The sequence below is a fragment of the Elioraea sp. genome (assembly GCF_051860475.1).
In the GTDB taxonomy this organism is placed as follows: domain Bacteria; phylum Pseudomonadota; class Alphaproteobacteria; order Acetobacterales; family Acetobacteraceae; genus Elioraea.
In genome coordinates this window covers 1-16,814 of record NZ_JBHYDW010000100.1, presented here as the reverse complement: position 1 = coordinate 16,814, position 16,814 = coordinate 1, and the positions used below count along the sequence as shown (strand labels likewise).

Genomic DNA, 16,814 nt, shown 5'->3' with positions numbered 1-16,814 from the left:
GAGGCGCCGCGTCCTTGCACGAAGGGCTCCATCACCTCGCCCCCGAACTCGGTCGCCATCATCAGCGCCACGTCGGTCGCGATCTTGCCGAGCGAGCCGGTGATCAGCCCGAGCAGCATGACGGCCTCGGCGATCCCGTCGCGCGCGACATGCCAGGTGATCGGCGGTACGGCGAGGCCGAGTTCGGCGCAGAACGCCTCCTGCACCGCGAAGCCCCGATCGCCGAGCGAGGCGAGCGTGCCGGCGGCACCGGCGAACTGGCCCATCTCGACCCGTGGGCGGAGCTGGGCAAGCCGTTCCGCATGGCGATCGAGCATCGAGAGCCACACCGCGGCCTTGTAGCCGAAGGTAACGGGCAGCGCCTGCTGCAGATGTGTCCGCCCCGCCATCGGCGTATCGCGATGCGCGCGCGCGAGCCCGGCAAGGACATCGCGCAGCGCCTCGATGTCGGCCGCGACAAGATCAAGCGCGGCGCGGATCTGGAGCACCGTCGCGGTGTCCATGATGTCCTGGGTGGTGGCACCCCAGTGCACGAAGCGCCCGGCCTCGCCGGCAGCGTCGGCAAGCTGGTGCACCAGCGCGATGATCGGATAGCCGACCGTCTCGGTCTCGTGGCGGAAGCGCTCCCAGTCGATGGTGATCGTCCGCGTGGCCGCCTCGATCGCGCGCGCCGCCTCCGCCGGGATCACGCCGAGCTTCGCCTCGGCCCGCGCGAGCGCGGCCTCGACCTCCAGGTACCGCCCGACCAGCGCCTCGTCGGCGAACACCGCGCGCATCGCCACGGTACCGAACATGTCGCGGAAGAGCGTGCTGTCGAGCGGCGTGCTGGGCATGACGATCAGGCCTCCGCCTTCTGCCAGAACCCGGCGACCAGCTCGGCGATGCGCGCGGGATCGGACTGCTCCATCACGGCACGCGCGAAGCGGGCGCAGTCGTCGATCGCGACCGAGCGCACCGCCTGCTTCACGCGCGGCACGCCACCGGACGACATCGACAGCGAGCGAATGCCCAGGCCCAGCAGCAGCGGCGTCAGCCGCGGATCGCCGGCGATCTCGCCGCAGACCGAGACCGGCATGCGCATCCGGAGCGCCGCCTCGGTCGCGAACTGCATCAGCCGCAGCACCGCCGGGTGCAGCGGATCGTAGAGATGCGCCGCCTCGCTCTCGGCGCGATCCACCGCGAGCGTGTACATCGCGAGGTCATTCGTTCCGATCGCGAAGAAGTCGGATTCGAGCGCCAGGCTGTCGGCGGCGAGCGCGGCACCCGGCGTCTCGATCATGATCCCCAGGGGCGGCAGGGGGTCAGGCAGATCAAGGCCGCGCCGCTTCAGCCGCCGCGCGACGCGCTCGTAGATCTCGCGCGCAGCGCGCACCTCGCCCGGCGTCGTGACCATCGGCAGCAGCAGCTTCACCGGCCCGCGCATCGCGGCGCGCAGGATCGCGGCGAGCTGGGTCTCGAACAGCTCGTGCTCCTTGAGCAGCAGGCGCAGCCCGCGCACGCCGAGGGCCGGGTTGTCGCCGCCCGAGCCCGGCACCCAGCCCTGCGCGATCAGGCTCTCGATCTGCTTCTCGCCCCCCCAGTCGAGCACGCGGATGGTGACGGGATCACCCTGCATCGCGTCCACGACCTGGGCATAGGCCTCGGCCTGCGCGTCCTCGTCGGGCACGTCGTCGCGGTTCATGAACAGGAACTCGGTGCGCAGGAGTCCGATGCCGACCGCGCCGGACTGCGCGATCATCGGCAGCTCGATCGGCAGTTCCAGATTGGCCTGGAGCTCGACCGGCTCGTCGTCCTTCGTCACCGCAGGCAAGCGGCGCAGCCTGGCGAGCCGCTGGTTCTCGCGCGCGAACGCCGCGACCGCCTTGCGCGCGGCGGCCAGCGTTTCGGCCGAGGGATTGAGGGTGACGAGCCCGGCGGTGCCGTCGATGATCGCGAGATCGCCCGCCTCGACCGCGTCGGTCAGTCCCGCAGCACCCAGCACCGCGGGCAGACCGAGCGCGCGCAGCATGATCGCGGTATGGCCCTCGAGCCCGCCCTCCTCGGCGGCGACCGCGGCGAGCTTGGCCGGCTCGATCAGCGCGGCGTCCGAGGGCGTCAGCGACTCCGTGACCAGCACGCTGCCCTGCGGCAGGCCCGAGTAGTTGCGCCAGGGCGTCCGGGTGAGGTTGCGCACCAGGCGCCTTCCGATCTCGCGCACCTCGTCGGCACGGCGCTGACGCGCGGCGCGATCGTCGTCACCGGCGAGGAACATGGCGGCGATCGCCTCGGCCTCGTCGCCGACCGCGGCCTCGGCGTTGAGCTTCGCCTCGGCGATCCGCTTGCGCACGCCGCGCGTCAGCCGCGAATTGCCGAGCATCTGCGAATAGGCGTCGAGCAACGGCGCGAGCTCCTGGTTCGCCTCCTCGGGCAGGATCGAGAGCCGCGCCTTCAGCTTGACGAGTTGCTTCCGCGAGAGCCCGATCGCCTCGTCGAAGCGCGCGACCTCGTGCGCGACCTGGTCCTCGAACAGGGCGCGGCGCTCGATCTCCACCGGTGCCTGCGCGGCCAGCGCGACCACGCCGATGCCGATGCCGGGCGAGACCGGGAGCCCCGCCAGCACCCGCTCGGGGCGCTCGGGCTTCGCTGCGCCGCGGCTGCGTCGGATGGGGCGGAGGCGCGCCTCAGTCCTCATGGAAGCCGGCCTCGACCAGGCCGGCCAATGCCTCGAGTGCTTCGCGCGCGTCCCAGCCTTCCGCCTCGAGCACGACGTCGCAGCCAGTGCCGGCGCCGAGCATCATCAGCCCCATGATCGAGCGCGCCGAGACCGTGTTGCCGTTCCTGCGCACGGTGACGCAGGCGGAGAACTGCTCGGCGAGCTTGACAAACTTGGCGGCCGCACGCGCATGCAGCCCGCGCTTGTTGCGGATACAGACCAAGCGCGTCAGCACCGGCCCCGCCTCGGCGGCCTGCTCAACCAGCGGGAACGGATCGTCCGGGTCGCGTGGCACGCGCCCCTCGCCCGCCTCGTTGGGCCATTCGTTCACGGCGCGCTCCCCTCGATCGGTCCGCGCATCACCGCGGCGCGTCGGCGAGCAGGCGACTCGCCGCGGCGATGTACTTGCGCCCGGCATCCTGCGCGCACCCGACCGCCTGGCCAAGCGGATGGGTCGAGCGGATCGAGGCGAGCTTCACCAGCATCGGCAGGTTCACGCCCGCGATCACCTCGACGTTCCTGCGGTCCATGGTCGAGATCGCGAGGTTCGAGGGCGTGCCGCCGAACATGTCGGTGAGCAGCACCACGCCATCGCCGGTATCGACCGTGTCGATGCCGCGCAGGATGTCCTGCCGGCGCCGCTCCATGTCGTCCTCCGGCCCGATGCAGACCGTGGCGACACCCTTCTGGGGCCCGACGACATGCTCCATCGCCAGCCTGAGCTCCTCGGCCAGCCGTCCGTGCGTCACCAGCACCAGACCGATCATTCCGTGGCCTTCACCTGACCTGGGCCGTGGTGGCCGCCGCATCCGGGGGCGGCTCCTGGCGTGGCGCACCGACCGCCGGCGCCGCGGCCTTCCAGATTTCGCGGTGGACGACCGTCGCCCGCCAACCCTGCGCGTGCAGATGCGCCCCCATTCTCTCGGCGACCGCGACGGAGCGATGGCGTCCGCCGGTACAGCCGAAAGCGATGGTGAGGTACTTCTTCCCCTCCCGCACGTAGCGGGGCAAGAGGGCATCCAGAAGCCCGGTCATGCGCGACCAGAATGCCCCGAAATCCGGGTCGGCGGCAACGTAGGCGTCCACCGCGGCGTCCTGGCCGGTGAGCGGCCGCAGCGTGTCCACGTAGTGCGGATTGCGCAGGAACCGCACGTCGAAAACGAGGTCCGCCTCACGCGGCAACCCGCGCGTGTAGGAAAAGCTGACGATCCCCACTGTCATCGCGCCCTGGTTGTCGCTGCCGAATTGCGCCTCAATCATCGCGCGCAGCTCGGCCGGGGTGAGGGGGGAGGTGTCGAGCACGATGTCGGCGCTCGCCCCGAGCGGCTCGAGCAGGGCCCGTTCGAGCGCGATCCCGTCGCTGACGCGGCCCTGGGGTGCGAGCGGATGGCGCCGGCGCGTCTCGGTGTAGCGGCGCAGCAGCACATCGTCCTCGGCGATCAGGTAGAACAGGGTGACTTCCAGATCGGGGCGCTGGCGCAGCTCTGCGACAACCCGCTCGGCTGCCATGCCGTCGAAGTCCGGCCGGCGGGCATCGATCCCGATCGCGACCGGCGCGGTCGCGGCACCGGCGGTCAGTTCACCCACCACGCGGAGCGGCGGGTTGTCGATCGCCTCGAAGCCGAGGTCCTCGAGCGCGCGCAGCACCGATGACTTGCCGGCTCCGGACAGGCCGGTGACCACCACGACCGGGCGGCGCGGGCGCGCTTCCGTCGTCATCCTGCGGTGTCCCCGCTGCGGTCGCCGAGCGCGCCACAGCGGCTGGCCGTCCGGCCGTCCAGCACCGCAAGGGCTGCGCGCACGCGCGCGACCGCCGAGGCAGCGGCCGGGTCGATCCGGATCACGGGCAGGGGCACGCCCAGAAGATCCTCGGTCGCAGGCTCCGGCAAACGCTCGATCGCGCCGGCGGGAGCAAGGTCGGCGAGCAGGCCGAGCCGCGCGGCGACGTGCACGCGCAGGTCGAGGATGCCGAGGCCGCGGACCTCGATCAGTCCGGCGAGCGCGGTCGGCGGCGAGGCGATCACCGCGCCGTTGCCGGCTGCGAGATCGACCCGGTCGTCGGCGACCAGCTGGAATCCCGCATCCACGAGGCGGAGTGCCAGGTCGGATTTCCCGCTTCCGGGTGTGCCGCGCAGCAGAACGGCGAGTCCACTCCATGCGCAGCAGCTTGCATGAACCTGCATCGCACCTCATGCGCCGGTTGCGCGGCATCCCCCCTTGGCCGCGTCCTGGGGCGCGGGCAGCATGTTGACCGGATTGTGGCACTGTTCAAGGGGAGAGCCGTGCCACCAGGGGCAGTCCGGCCAAGGCTACCGGCTGCTCACTCGGCCGCCGCAGGCGCGACAGATGCCGCCCGCGCCGACCCGGCCGTCAGCACCGCGCCCGCGAGCAGCGCCGCCGAGACGAGGAACACCGCCGCCGGCGCGCCGAAATCCATCAGCAGCCCCAGCGGCGCCGGCGCGAGGGCGCCGCCCAGCGGCAACCCCGCCGAGACGAACCCGAACACCCGCCCTGTGGTGCCGACCGGCGCCGCCTGCCGCACCAGCAGATCGCGCGACGGCATCACCACGCCGAGACAGAACCCTGCCAAGCTCGCCGCCGCGATCACCAGCACCTCGCCCATCGGCACCAGGCCGAGCAGCACGACCAGCCCGGCACAGGAGAACATCATCACCGCCACCACCGCGACCAGGTTGCGGCTGCGATCCGCGATCCATCCACCGGCCAGCGTGCCGAGCGTGCTCGCGATCAGCCAGCCGGTCAGCGCGGCGGCCGCTGCCGCCACCGAGACGCCATGGATCAGCGGCATCGCCGCAATCATGAAGGTCTGCACGCCCGAGGCGCCCATCGCCAACAGCGTCATGAAGGCGAACAGCAGCAGGATCGCCCGCGAGCCGAGCACGGCACGCGTCGACGCCGCCTCGTGCCGGCGCTTCGACTCGCTGCGCAGGATCCCCGCGAACACCGCGATCGCGACCGTGCACGGCAGCCCCGCCAGCCCCACGGCGATCAGCGCCCCGCGCCAGCCGAGCCACGCCTCCAGCGCGATCATCAGCGGCGGCGCGGCCGCGAACCCGGCATAGCCCGCAGCCGTGTGAAGGCTGAACGCGCGGCCCATGCGCCGCTGGTCGATCGAGCCGGCGAGGATCGCGTAGTCGCAGGGATGGATCGTCGCGTTGCCCATGCCTGAAACGATCGCCGCGAGCAGCAGCGCCCACCAGCCCGGCGCGAACCCAAGCCCGACCGTGCCGAGCGCCATCAGCGCCGTGCCGCCAATCAGCCAGGGTGCGGCGCCGCGCCGGTCCACCGATACCCCAATGGGGGTCTGGCCCAGCGCGGTCACCGCCGAGAGCACCGCCGTGATCGTGCCGAGCGCGGCGTAGGACAGGCCGAGCTCCGCGCGGATCATCGGGAACATCGGCGGGATGCACAGGATGTAGAAATGCGACAGTAAGTGTGCGACCGCGATCAACGCGATCACGGCGGCGTCGCGCTTCGGCGGGGCCGTCCTCATCGTGGCCGGTCGGGCGGGATCATCGCCGGGCGAGGCTAGGCCCCGCCCGGTGCCCCGTCCACCCGCGCGCCTACAGGTCCAGGTCGTCGTCCGGTGCGTCGTCGTCGGTCGGTGCGGCCTCGGCGGCCTCGGCGTCGCCGGCCATCATCGAGGCGAGCGCGCCGCCGACCAGGAACCCGCCCATCACCGCGAGCGCGGTCGTGCCGGCCGTGCCGACGAAGCCGCGCCCCTGGTCGAACAGCCCCGGCCGGTAGCCCGGCGCGTGCGCCGCCGGCGGCGGCAGCCGCTGCTGGGGGTTGCCGAACAGCCCGCCGAAGATCCCGCCCGTGCTCTGCGCGCGCTCGAGTTGCCATTCAAGCTGGTGGATCCGGTTGCTCGCTTCCGCCAGGGCGTGCTCCTGGAAGAACGCCATCTGCGCGACGCGGTAGCGCGCCGCCGGGTGGCGGGCGAACAGCTCGCCGAGCAAGGCGTCGGCTTCGGGGTCGATCGCCTCGCCCCCGGCCTCGATCACGCGGGTGACGAAATCGGTGATCAGGCGGCGTTCCTCGTCGGTCATGGCGGCGCTCTCCGATCCGTGTCTTCCGCAGGTGGCGGCCGGCGCGCGCGGCATCAAGCGCGGTCGCGCGGGCGTCATGCCGGGACTGCCCGGCTGCGGAGGTCCGGCGGCGCGGGCGAGCGGTTGCGCGGTTGTGGGCTCGGCGCATGGTGCTCGTGCCCTGGCGCGGCTAGCGTGACGATCGGGGTCAGGGGGACGCGCATGGCCCGGCAGGGCGGATTGGCGTGGGCGAGGACGGCGGCACGCCTGCTGGCGTGGGGCCTGCCGCTGCTCTGGCTGGCCGATGCGCTGCACCGCGACGCCAATTGCGACGTCGCGCTGTTGCTGGAGGCCGCCAGACGGTGGCTCGCCGGCGAGCACCTCTATATCGAGGTGATCGACGTCAACCCGCCGCTGATCATCTGGCTGTCCGCCATGCCCGTCCTGCTGGACGGTTGGAGCGGCATCCTCGATGCGACGACCTGGTGGACCCTGGGCGTCGTCGCGGCGGTGATCGGCACCGCGGGGGTCGTCCGGCGGATGACGCACGAGCACGGCGACGCCGCCGGACTGACCGCGTTCTGGGCGCTGGCGACGCTGCCGGGCTTCGATTTCGGCCAGCGCGAGCACCTCGTCGCCTGCGCTGTTCTCGTCTGGGTCGCTGCAGCGGCACGGCGCTGCGCCGGGCACGAGCCAGGATCCTGCGGCGCGATCACGGTGGCGCTGGGCTTCTGTCTGAAGCCGAATTTCCTGGTCGCTCCCCTGCTTGTCGAGGCTGCAGTGCTGCTGCGGCGCGGTCTCAGCCCCTCGCTCAGGGACCCATGGCCGATCGCCCTCGTCCTCGTACCCGGGGTCTATGCGGCGGCGATCCTCGTCTTCGCGCCCGGCTTCCTGAGTGTCGCGCTGCCGCTGGTGATCGAGCTCTACCTGCCGCTCGGCGCCGGCGTCACGGGCGTGCTCGCGGCTCCGTGGGTCATGGCTCTGGCAGCGGTCGGTGCCGCCCTGGTCGCCACGGCCGTGCTCTGGTCGCGGAGCCCGCTCGCGCAGTTGGCCGCGGTCGCGCTGGCTGGTGCACTCGTGGCCGCGGTGTCGCAGGGCAAGGGCTGGTCCTATCATCTGCTTCCGCCGACTGTGCTCGCCTGCTGGACCGCCTTCCTGCTCGCCGCAGAGTGGGTGCGCAGGCCGGCTGCATCGCAGGCGCTGCGGACGGTGCGGGGCGCGGCTGCCGGGGCAGCGGTCGCAGCCACGGTCGCCTGCGCGCCCGGCCCGCTCGACTGGCCGTTCCGGCCGCCGCCGGCGCCGCTCGAAGCGCGGCTCGACCGCGTTGCCGGCCTGTTCGGCGCACATGCCGAGGACGATGACGTGCTCGTGTTGTCGATGGAGGTCTGGCCGTTCTACCCGGCGATGACCCGTGCACGGGCGCAGATGGCGATGCGCTTCTTCACGCTCTGGCCGATCGCCGGCGCCTATCGCCGTTGCCCGGACGGCCCGCCTGTTCCCCAGCTGACGTGGCGTCCCATCGGCGCCATGCCGCCCTCTGAACGATTTGCGTTCGAGGGGATCGTGCGGGACTTCGCCGACCACTGGCCGGCCCTGGTCGTGGTGCAGACCGACTGGCGCCCCGACGGCTGCGCCCAGCGCGGGTTCGACCTGCTCGGCTACTTTCTCCGCCATCCGGAGTTCGCACGCGTATTCGCCGGCTATGCGAGGCTCGCGACCCTCGACGGCCTCGCGGTGTTCCGGCGCTGGCCGATTGCGGTCCCGCCCGCGCAGGCGGCGCCCTCGCGCCACTAGAGCCGAAGACGGCGGCGCTCGATGGCCGGGGAGTGGTCCGTCGCCGCGACCAGCCCGGCGGCGGCAGGCGGGCAATCCGCGCCGTGGCGGTCGGGCCGGCGAGGTCGGAAAGCCGCGCCCCTGCGCCCCCGCCAGGCAAGCCCTGCCCGGCGAGGCCGAGAGCCGCCGGCACGACCCCGCAGCCGCGGCGCGCAGGGACCGCGTCACGCTGTATCTCGGCCGCTCGGCCGTGGCCGAGGCGCAACCGGGACCATGCGCCGGGCGCCGTCAGCGGGGCGCGGATGGCGTCGTCCGACAGGTCGTCCTGGGCCATGGCCCGAGCCCTGGGCACGAGCCCGTGTCCGGACAGGCGCGCGGCTTGCGGGGCGGCCGCGCGCATGCATCTCTGCCGGGCCATGCCCAACCTGATTGCGCGCATCCTCTCCCCGCCGCCCGTGGTCGCGGTGATCCCGCTCGCCGGCGTGATCGCACCGCGGGCGGCCGTGTTCGGCCGCCAGCCGCTGGCGATCGAGACGCTGGGGCCGTCGATCAGCCGTGCCTTCGCCGTCCGGCGGCTGGCGGGCGTCGCGCTGGTGGTGAACTCGCCGGGCGGGTCGGCGGCGCAGTCGGCGCTGATCGCCGCGCGCATCCGCCAGCACGCCGAGGAGAAGAAGGTCCCGGTCACCGCCTTCGTCGAGGACGTCGCCGCCTCTGGAGGCTACTGGCTCGCCTGCGCGGCCGACGAGATCCTCTGTCTCGAGCCCTCGATCCTGGGCTCGATCGGCGTGATCAGCACCGGCTTCGGCTTCGCCGGGCTGATGGAGCGGATCGGCGTGGAGCGCCGGCTCTACACCGCGGGCGAGAGGAAGTCGCTGCTCGACCCGTTCCGCCCGACCCGCGAGGAGGACGTCGCCCGGCTGCGCGGCATCCAGGAGGCGCTGCACGCGCGCTTCAAGGCGTGGGTGCGCGAGCGGCGCGGGGCGAAGCTGACGGCCGACGAGGCGGAGCTGTTCTCCGGCGAGTTCTGGGCCGGCGAGCGGGCGGTGGCGCTCGGCCTCGCCGACGGGATCGGCGAACTCCGCGCCACCATGCGCGCGCGCCACGGCGAGCGGGTGCGCTTCGCCGTGTTCGGCCGCCAGCGCCGAGGCTGGTGGAGCCGGTTCCTGCCGACTCCCGAGGGGCTGATCGCTGCCGCCGAGGAGCGCGCCGCCTGGGCACGCGTCGGGCTGTAGCGTTTCCCGCAGGCCGCGTTCTGGTCTAGAAGCCGCGAGGGTGCGCAGGAAGGTGTCGCGTCGTGATCCGCTTGGTGCTGCTCGGTCTCGTGCTGGCCGGGGTCTGGTATCTCTACCGCATGGTGACGCAGCAGGGCGCGGCTGCTGCTGCACCGACGGCGTCACCGCCTGCCAACGATGCCGGTCCGGCCGAGGCGGCGGCTGAGAGCGCCGAGGACCAGGCCGAGGAGTTGGCCGAGTGTCCGATCTGCCGGGCCTATCTGCCGGTGAGCGCGCATGAGGGCTGCGGCCGGCCCGACTGCCCGATCCCGGCGGTTGCCGCGGCGCAGGAGGAGGGCGCGGAGGAGCCCCCGCCCGCGGCGGAGCCGCCGAAGCAGGGGTGACGTTCCTGCCGTGAGGCGATGGTCCAAGCTGCGGGGCCCGGCACGGCTTGCCTCACTGTCGATCACGAACCGCCTCGATCCAGGCGGCGAACAGTGCGACCTTCGGCACCGCCGCGTGGGCCAGCGGAAACACCAGGTGATGCCCGCGCGGCTCGTGCCCCGCATCGGCGGCGAGGAACGGCGCGACGAGCCGCCCGTCGGCAAGGTGGCGCGCGGCGAAGACGGTGCTTTCGAGCGCGACACCCAGCCCGAGCGTCGCCCCCTGCAGCGCGACATAGGCGCGATCGCAGCGGAGCCCGCGGAGGCCGCGCGGTGGGGGAACGCCATGCGCGGCAAACCATTGTGACCATGTGATGATCTGCCGTTCCGAGTGGATCAGTGGCATCGCGGCGAGTGCGGCGGGCTCGGCGCGTCGGTCGAGGCGGCGCGCCAGCGTCGGCGGCAGCATGGGCGTGATGGTGTCCCGTGCGATCGGGTGCACCGCCATGCCCGGCCAATCGCCGAGGCCGAACCGGATCTCGACGTCGGTGTCGCCGTGCACGAAGTCGGGCGGGGCGGGGGTGGCGCGCAACCGCACGTCGATGTCGGGATGCCGGCGCAGGAAGTCGGGCAGGCGTGGCACCAGCCAGGCCGGTGCGAAGGAGGGCGGGCAGTGCACGGTCAGCACGTCGGACGCGCCGCCGGATGAGACGTGACGCGATGCCTCCTCGATCCGGTCGAACACGCGGCCGAGGCGCTGGAGGTAGGTGTAGCCCGCGTCGCTGATCGCGACGCCGCGCCCCGCGCGGTGGAGCAGGCGTACGCGGAGCGTCTCCTCGAGCCCGCGGATTTGGTGGCTGATCGCCGAGGCCGTGACGCCGAGCTCGGCCGCGGCCGCCTTCACGCTGCCGAGCCGCGCGGTGGCCTCGAAGGCCTGGACGGCACGCAGGGGCGGCAGCCGGCGCATCGGGAAAGTTGAGCTCAGCTCAACGATCGACGCAAGCGAAGTCAGTTGTGCCCGAAACGATCAACCCGCATCGTCGTGCAGGGACCGATCACGGTCGTTGTCGGGGAGGATCGATGCCGCTTGATGCCGCCGCTGCCGAGGCGCTCCGTGCCCGGCTTGCCTGGCTCGAGGCGGAGGGCGCCGGCCTGGTGATCGATGGCGACACCCACGCCACCGACCCGGCGCTGATCCCGGCGCCGATGCGCGCGCGGATGCAGGCTGATCCGAACTACTTCCACGGGCGCCCGCTCGCCGCCGAGGAGCTCGTCTGGGAGATGGACGCCGCCGGCGTCGATGCTGCGCTCTGCTGGCAGAACCCCTCGGCAACCCTGTATGGCCCCGACCCGGAGGCCAACCGGGCCGCGCTCTGGGCCGCCAATCGCGCGATCGCCGAGGCGGCCTCGCGCTGGCCGCGGCGCTTCATCCCTGCAGGCTGGACCGATCCGCGCGCCCTCGGGCGCGCGGCCGCGATCGCGCTGGCCCATCGCTGCGTGGAGCAACTCGGCTGCGTGGTGGTGAAGATGAACCCGGCGCAGAACGGCTATCGGATCGACGAGCCGGACGTGCTCGCGGTGGTGGACGCGATCGTGGCACTCGGTGCGGTGCCGGCATTCCACTACGGCGCCGATACGGAGTTCACGCCGGCCGAAGGGCTGGAGCGGATCGCCGCGCGCCACCCCGGCCACCCGGTGATGGGCGTGCACATGGGCGGCGGTGGCGGCCACTTCGTCGCCTCCGAGCCGCTCTACCAGGCGACGCGCGCGCTCGGGCTGCGATGGCCAAACCTGTTCTGGATCCTCTCGGCCCGGCGCGACCCGCACAGCGAGAGCGACCTGATCGCCTACTGCGACGCGGGCGCGCCCTTCGACCGCGCGATCGCGCTGGGCTCGGATGCCCCCTATGGCCGGATGACATGGAATTTCGGCGGCTGGCGCGCGATGCTCGCGAGCCTGCGCGATCCCGCCCATCCCGATCCGCGCATCCGTGCCAATCCGCATCTGTTCGCCGAGGCGACCGTGGCGCGGTTGCTGGGCGGCAACCTTGCCGCGCTGCTGATCGCTGCGCACCGGCGCGTGCTCGGCCTGCCCGTGCGCGAGGCTGCGTGACGGCGGCGCTGATCCGTGCAAGCCGCGCGCTCGATCGGCTGACCGCGCTCGCGCTCGTTCCCCTGGTCGCGCTGTTCACGGGCATCCTGATCACGGCGGTATTCAAGCGCTACGTGCTGGGCACGAGCTTCATCCACGCGGTCGAGCTCACGCGTGTGGCCTTCATGTGGGCCACCTTTCTCGCTGCCGCGTCGGGGGTGCATCGGATGTCGCATATCCGCGTCACGGTGCTGGCCGATGCGCTGCCGGCATCGGCCCGGCGTGGCCTCGAGGCGGCGGTGCAGCTCGCGACTCTCGGCTTCGCGCTGCTGCTGGTGTGGCACGGGATCGCGGTGACGGCGCGGATGGCCGCGACCGTACTGCCCACACTCGCCTGGCCGCAATCGGTGCTCTACGCAGCCGTGCCCACGGGCGGCGCGGTCGCGGCGCTGCACGCGCTCGCCAATATCGCGGCGACCCTCACGGCGGAGCAGGAGTCGTGATCGGCGCGACGGTCGCGCTGTTCACGCTGCTGACGCTGCTCAGCGTCCCGGTCGCGTTCTCGGTCGGGATCGCGGTGGCGATCGGGCTCGCGCTGTTCAGCCCGTTCCCGATGGCGATCCTGATCCAGAAGATGGTGACCGGCATCGACAACTTCGTGCTCGTCGCCATCCCGCTGTTCATCCTGACCGGCAACCTGATGAACGCCGGCGGCATCACCGACCGCATCTTCGCCTTCGTTCGCGCCTGTGTCGGGCACATGCCAGCGGGGTTGGCCCATGCCAATGTCGGCGCCTCGGTCGTGTTCTCGGGCGTCTCCGGCTCCGCCGTCGCGGACGCAGCCGGCATGGGCGCGATCGAGATCAAGGCGATGACGGATGCAGGCTACGAGCGTCCGTTCTCGGCCGCGGTGACGGCGGCGTCTTCGGTGATCGGGCCGATCATCCCGCCCTCGATCCCGATGATCCTCTACGGGGTGATCGCCGAGGTCTCGATCGGCCAGCTGTTCGCCGCCGGGATCGTGCCCGGGCTGATCCTGGCGGTGACGCTGTCCGCCCAGATCGCCTGGATGTCGCGCGGCGGCCGGTTCCCGCGCGATCAGCGCGCCCGTGCGGCCGCGGTGTGGCGGTCATTCCGCAGCGGGTTCTTCGCGCTCGCGACACCGGTCGTGATGCTCGGCGGGCTGCTCGGCGGCGTGTTCACCCCGACCGAGGCCGGCGCGGTGGCGGCCGGCTACGCGCTCGCGGTGGCGCTGCTGATCTATCGCAGCCTGAGCCTGCTCGACCTGCCGCGCGTGCTGGTCGAGACCATGATCACGACGGCGATCGTGCTGTTCATCATTGCCGCGGTCTCGCCGTTCTCCTGGATGCTGGTGATCACGCGCTCGGCCGCTGGTTTCGTCGGCTTCGTCCAGCAGCTGACCGCCGATCCGGTGGTCGTGCTGCTGCTCGTCAACCTCGCCCTGCTGGTGCTCGGCGCCGTGATGGAGTCGGGTGCGGTGCTGGTGCTGATGGCGCCGCTGCTCGTGCCGCTCGCCGCTTCGGTCGGCATCGATCCGGTGCATTTCGGCATCATCATGGTGCTCAACCTGATGATCGGCGTCGCGACTCCGCCGGTCGGGATGGCGCTGTTCGTGACCGCGCACATCGCCTCGATCCCGATCGAGCGGATGATGCGCGCGGTGCTGCCGTTCATCCCGCCGATGCTGGTCACGCTTGCGCTGGTCACCTACTGGCCTGCGCTGTCGCTCACCCTGCCGCGACTTCTGTTCGGCACGCCGCACCCCTGACAACCAAGGAGGAGACGATGTTCACACGACGCACCCTGTTCGGTACCGCTGCCGCCGTCGCTTTCGCCCGGCCAGCCGTCGCGCGCACCGAGATCAAGATCGGCCATGGCCACTCCGACCGGCACAGCTTCCACCTGGCGATGGCGAAGCTGGGGGAAATCCTGGAGCAGAAGGCGCCGGGCGCGTTCCGCGTCTCGCTGTTCCCGCAGAGCCAGCTAGGCTCGGAGCGCGAGATGCAGGAGCAGGTGGCGCTCGGCACGCTTGAGGTCACGGTGACCGGCGTGCTCGGCATCTACGAGCCGAAGATGGCGCTGCTCGAGCTGCCGTTCCTGTTCCGCGATCGCGCGCACATCCTGCGCGCGCAGAAGAGCGAGGCCGTGCTGGGGCTCGCCGAGAGCCTGCCGCCGAAAGGGCTCCGTCTGATCGGCTTCCTCGAGAACGGGTTCCGGAACATCACCAACAACGTCCGGCCGATCAACGCGCCCGCCGATGTGCGTGGGCTGAAGATCCGCACGCCCGAGAACCCGGCCCAGGTTGAGACCTTCCGTGCGCTCGGCGCCAACCCGACGCCGATGCCGTTCAGCGAGCTCTACACCGCGCTCCGCCAGGGCGTGGTGGACGGGCAGGAGAACCCGCTGCAGAACATCTTCGATGGCAAGCTGCACGAGGTGCAGAGGCATCTTGCGATCACCGCGCACATCTACAACTCGGCCTATGTGGTGATCAGCGAAGCGTTCCTGCGGCGCCAGTCCGAGGCGCATCGCCGTGCGATCCTGGCCGCCGCAGAGGAGGCGGGGCGGTGGCAGTTCGAGCTGATCGCGCAGAAGGACGGTGAGCTCCTCGAGACCCTGAAGCGCGCCGGGATGCAGGTGACGACACCCGATCAGGCGGCATTTCGTACCGCGACCGCACCAGCCTACGAGGCGTTCTATGGCCGGTTCGGCGACCCGGCGCGGCGCTTCGTCCAGCAGGTGCAGGCGATGTAGCGGCGGGGATCGCGCGCCGCGCCGCCCTCAGCTCCCGTGGCTCACCGCGGCGCCGCTCTCGGCATCGAAAAGATGCAGCCGTGTCGGATCGAACCGGAGCCGCACCGTGGCGCCGGGCTCGAGGCGAACCGCGCGCGGATCGGCGCGAGCGACCACCTCGGTGTTGTCCCGGCCCTGTACGGTCAGGAACAGGTCCGCTCCGGAGAGCTCGGCGAGCGCGACGCGGAGCTCCGCTCCCGCCGCGGGCTCGACGCCGATCGCCTCGGGCCGCGCGCCGAGCCGGAGCCCCGCGCGTGAGGGAAGCGCCGAGCCGCGCCGCCCGAGCGGGATCCGGCCGAGCGCGGTGACGAAGGCGAGCTCGCCGTCCGTGCCCTCAAGCGCGCCGTCGAGGAAGTTGGTCTCGCGGTCGCCGACGAAGTTCGCCACGAACGCGTTGGCCGGGCGGTCGTAGATCTCGGCGGGCGGGGCGTATTGCTGCAGCCGGCCATGGTCGAACACCGCAATCCGGCTGGAGAGTGTCATCGCCTCCGACTGGTCGTGCGTCACGTAGACGATGGTCGAGCCGAGCGCCTGGTGCAGCGCCTTGAGGTCGCGCCGCATCCGGATGCGCAGCCGCGCATCGAGATTCGAGAGCGGCTCGTCGAGCAGGAACACCTTCGGGTCCCGCACCATCGCCCGGCCCAGCGCGACGCGCTGCTGCTGCCCGCCCGAGATCTCCTTCGGGTAGCGCGCGAGCAGCGCGGCGATGCCGAGCAGCCCGGCGACGCGCTCCACCTTCTCGCGGATCGTCGCCGCATCGGGGCGCGGCCTGCGCACCTCCAGCGGAAAGGCGATGTTCTCGAACACCGTCAGATGCGGGTAGAGGGCGTAGTTCTGGAACACCATCGCCACGTCGCGTCGCTCGGGCGGCAGCAGCGTGACGTCGGTCGCGCCGATCCGGATCTCGCCCGCATCGGCATCCAGCAGCCCGGCGAGCAGGTTGAGCGTCGTCGACTTGCCCGAGCCCGACGGTCCGAGCAGCGAGACGAACTCGCCCTCGCGCACCTCGAGATCGAGCCCATCGAGGGCCACGGTCGGGCCATAGTGCTTGCTGACGCCGCGGAAGCTCACGGTGGACATCGGCTCAGCCCTTCACCCCGCCGCCCGTGAGGCCGGACAGGAAGTAGCGCTGGAGGTACACGAACACGGCAACGATCGGCACGATCGAGACCAGCGAGGCGGCGAGCAGCGGCCCCCACTCGCGCCCGTAGAAGCCCAGATAGAGGTAGATCGCGACCGGGAAGGTGCGCGTGTCCTGTGACGACGTCATGGTCACGGCGACCACGAAGTCGTTCCAGGCGAACACCAGCACGAACAGTGCGACCGCGACCAGCCCCGGCTTCGAGAGCGGCAGCACCACGCGCCTGAGCGCGCCGACCGGCGTGCAGCCGTCCACCCGCGCGGCGTTCTCCATCTCGACCGGCAGCGTGCTGAAGTAGCCGTACAGCATCCAGATCGCGACCGGCAGCTGGTAGGCGGTGTAGAGCAACACGAGCGCGAGACGCGTATCGAACAGGCCGGCGACCGAGATCAGCGTGAAGGTCGGGACCAGCAGCGAGGCGATCGGGATGCTCATCACGCCGATGATCGCCATCATCGCCACGGTGCGGCCGCGGAACTCGTAGCGCGCGAGCGCATAGCCGCCGAGCGCGCCGAGCACCAGCGTCAGCAGTACCGTCGCGGCCGACACGAGCACGCTGTTCATGATGTAGAAGCCTGCATCGTCCTGGAAGATCCGCACGTAGTGCTCGAGCGTCGGCGTGTCGGGCAGCAGCTGTGGCGGGAATTCGATGATCCGGTC

General features: G+C 71.8%; 18 protein-coding genes. 7 read left to right on the top strand and 11 right to left on the bottom strand.

Going from position 1 to position 16,814, the window contains the following annotated elements:
* The 8 genes from ACTIFU_RS16335 to ACTIFU_RS16300 form a co-directional block, all read right to left on the bottom strand.
* Nucleotides 1–833, bottom strand: an 833-nt coding sequence (locus tag ACTIFU_RS16335) for a lyase family protein (RefSeq protein ID WP_439579384.1), incomplete at its 3' end; no start/stop codon positions are given.
* A gap of 5 nt (nucleotides 834–838) precedes the next feature.
* Complete coding sequence (gene ptsP, locus ACTIFU_RS16330; protein ID WP_439579383.1) at nucleotides 839–2,671, bottom strand: phosphoenolpyruvate--protein phosphotransferase; 1,833 nt, start codon at nucleotides 2,669–2,671, stop codon at nucleotides 839–841.
* A complete protein-coding gene (locus tag ACTIFU_RS16325) occupies nucleotides 2,661–3,023 on the bottom strand; it encodes an HPr family phosphocarrier protein (RefSeq protein ID WP_439579382.1) in 363 nt (120 codons plus the stop codon). Before ACTIFU_RS16325 ends, ptsP begins: the two co-directional genes overlap by 11 nt.
* A gap of 28 nt (nucleotides 3,024–3,051) precedes the next feature.
* Nucleotides 3,052–3,459: a PTS sugar transporter subunit IIA gene (locus ACTIFU_RS16320; protein ID WP_439579381.1), complete on the bottom strand. Its 408-nt coding sequence runs from the start codon at nucleotides 3,457–3,459 to the stop codon at nucleotides 3,052–3,054.
* Between the two features lie 10 nt (nucleotides 3,460–3,469).
* Nucleotides 3,470–4,378, bottom strand: coding sequence for an RNase adapter RapZ (gene rapZ / locus ACTIFU_RS16315; RefSeq protein ID WP_439579380.1), 909 nt, complete (start codon nucleotides 4,376–4,378; stop codon nucleotides 3,470–3,472).
* Nucleotides 4,379–4,407: 29 nt separating this feature from the next.
* Entirely contained in the window at nucleotides 4,408–4,875 is a 468-nt protein-coding gene (locus ACTIFU_RS16310) for an HPr kinase/phosphorylase (protein WP_439579379.1), read from the bottom strand.
* Between the two features lie 137 nt (nucleotides 4,876–5,012).
* The gene (locus tag ACTIFU_RS16305) at nucleotides 5,013–6,206 is read right to left on the bottom strand and encodes an MFS transporter (protein ID WP_439579378.1); all 1,194 of its coding nucleotides are present in this window, start codon (nucleotides 6,204–6,206) and stop codon (nucleotides 5,013–5,015) included.
* A gap of 70 nt (nucleotides 6,207–6,276) precedes the next feature.
* Nucleotides 6,277–6,762, bottom strand: coding sequence for a DUF2076 domain-containing protein (locus ACTIFU_RS16300; protein WP_439579377.1), 486 nt, complete (start codon nucleotides 6,760–6,762; stop codon nucleotides 6,277–6,279).
* 201 nt (nucleotides 6,763–6,963) lie between these two features.
* Here ACTIFU_RS16300 and ACTIFU_RS16295 point away from each other — a divergent pair, with 201 nt between their 5' ends.
* The 3 genes from ACTIFU_RS16295 (at nucleotide 6,964) to ACTIFU_RS16285 (ending at nucleotide 10,129) form a co-directional block, all read left to right on the top strand.
* Nucleotides 6,964–8,535 (top strand): hypothetical protein, encoded by a 1,572-nt coding sequence (locus ACTIFU_RS16295; protein ID WP_439579376.1) that lies wholly within the window; start codon nucleotides 6,964–6,966, stop codon nucleotides 8,533–8,535.
* A 395-nt stretch (nucleotides 8,536–8,930) separates the two neighbouring features.
* Nucleotides 8,931–9,746: a S49 family peptidase gene (locus tag ACTIFU_RS16290; RefSeq protein WP_439579375.1), complete on the top strand. Its 816-nt coding sequence runs from the start codon at nucleotides 8,931–8,933 to the stop codon at nucleotides 9,744–9,746.
* Nucleotides 9,747–9,808: 62 nt separating this feature from the next.
* Nucleotides 9,809–10,129, top strand: coding sequence for a hypothetical protein (locus ACTIFU_RS16285; protein WP_439579374.1), 321 nt, complete (start codon nucleotides 9,809–9,811; stop codon nucleotides 10,127–10,129).
* Between the two features lie 52 nt (nucleotides 10,130–10,181).
* Here the strand turns inward: ACTIFU_RS16285 and ACTIFU_RS16280 are convergent, their stop codons facing one another.
* The gene (locus ACTIFU_RS16280) at nucleotides 10,182–11,075 is read right to left on the bottom strand and encodes a LysR substrate-binding domain-containing protein (protein WP_439579373.1); all 894 of its coding nucleotides are present in this window, start codon (nucleotides 11,073–11,075) and stop codon (nucleotides 10,182–10,184) included.
* A gap of 113 nt (nucleotides 11,076–11,188) precedes the next feature.
* Between ACTIFU_RS16280 and ACTIFU_RS16275 the strand changes: the two genes are divergently transcribed.
* Genes ACTIFU_RS16275 through ACTIFU_RS16260 form a run of 4 tightly spaced genes read left to right on the top strand, consistent with a single transcriptional unit; the run spans nucleotide 11,189 to nucleotide 14,974 of the window.
* The gene (locus tag ACTIFU_RS16275; protein ID WP_439579372.1) at nucleotides 11,189–12,220 is read left to right on the top strand and encodes an amidohydrolase family protein; all 1,032 of its coding nucleotides are present in this window, start codon (nucleotides 11,189–11,191) and stop codon (nucleotides 12,218–12,220) included.
* Nucleotides 12,217–12,702, top strand: a complete 486-nt coding sequence (locus ACTIFU_RS16270) for a TRAP transporter small permease (protein ID WP_439579371.1) — start codon at nucleotides 12,217–12,219, stop codon at nucleotides 12,700–12,702. Before ACTIFU_RS16275 ends, ACTIFU_RS16270 begins: the two co-directional genes overlap by 4 nt.
* Entirely contained in the window at nucleotides 12,699–13,988 is a 1,290-nt protein-coding gene (locus tag ACTIFU_RS16265) for a TRAP transporter large permease (RefSeq protein ID WP_439579370.1), read from the top strand. Before ACTIFU_RS16270 ends, ACTIFU_RS16265 begins: the two co-directional genes overlap by 4 nt.
* A 17-nt stretch (nucleotides 13,989–14,005) precedes the next feature.
* Complete coding sequence (locus ACTIFU_RS16260; protein WP_439579369.1) at nucleotides 14,006–14,974, top strand: TRAP transporter substrate-binding protein; 969 nt, start codon at nucleotides 14,006–14,008, stop codon at nucleotides 14,972–14,974.
* Between the two features lie 27 nt (nucleotides 14,975–15,001).
* On the opposite strand, the gene ACTIFU_RS16255 is transcribed toward ACTIFU_RS16260, so the two are convergent.
* Both ACTIFU_RS16255 and ACTIFU_RS16250 read right to left on the bottom strand, forming a co-directional pair.
* Entirely contained in the window at nucleotides 15,002–16,093 is a 1,092-nt protein-coding gene (locus ACTIFU_RS16255; protein WP_439579368.1) for an ABC transporter ATP-binding protein, read from the bottom strand.
* A 4-nt stretch (nucleotides 16,094–16,097) separates the two neighbouring features.
* Nucleotides 16,098–16,814 (bottom strand): carbohydrate ABC transporter permease (locus ACTIFU_RS16250; protein WP_439579367.1); only part of this gene is annotated, 717 nt, incomplete at its 5' end.

Bases quoted from the DNA above. Each gene is read 5' to 3' on its own strand.
- ptsP (WP_439579383.1), bottom strand. From the start codon at position 2,671: ATGAGGACTGAGGCGCGCCTCCGCCCCATCCGACGCAGCCGCGGCGCA.
- ACTIFU_RS16320 (WP_439579381.1), bottom strand. From the start codon at position 3,459: ATGATCGGTCTGGTGCTGGTGACGCACGGACGGCTGGCCGAGGAGCTC.
- ACTIFU_RS16310 (WP_439579379.1), bottom strand. From the start codon at position 4,875: ATGCAGGTTCATGCAAGCTGCTGCGCATGGAGTGGACTCGCCGTTCTG.
- ACTIFU_RS16305 (WP_439579378.1), bottom strand. From the start codon at position 6,206: ATGAGGACGGCCCCGCCGAAGCGCGACGCCGCCGTGATCGCGTTGATC.
- ACTIFU_RS16300 (WP_439579377.1), bottom strand. From the start codon at position 6,762: ATGACCGACGAGGAACGCCGCCTGATCACCGATTTCGTCACCCGCGTG.
- ACTIFU_RS16295 (WP_439579376.1), top strand. From the start codon at position 6,964: ATGGCCCGGCAGGGCGGATTGGCGTGGGCGAGGACGGCGGCACGCCTG.
- ACTIFU_RS16290 (WP_439579375.1), top strand. From the start codon at position 8,931: ATGCCCAACCTGATTGCGCGCATCCTCTCCCCGCCGCCCGTGGTCGCG.
- ACTIFU_RS16280 (WP_439579373.1), bottom strand. From the start codon at position 11,075: ATGCGCCGGCTGCCGCCCCTGCGTGCCGTCCAGGCCTTCGAGGCCACC.
- ACTIFU_RS16275 (WP_439579372.1), top strand. From the start codon at position 11,189: ATGCCGCTTGATGCCGCCGCTGCCGAGGCGCTCCGTGCCCGGCTTGCC.
- ACTIFU_RS16260 (WP_439579369.1), top strand. From the start codon at position 14,006: ATGTTCACACGACGCACCCTGTTCGGTACCGCTGCCGCCGTCGCTTTC.
- ACTIFU_RS16255 (WP_439579368.1), bottom strand. From the start codon at position 16,093: ATGTCCACCGTGAGCTTCCGCGGCGTCAGCAAGCACTATGGCCCGACC.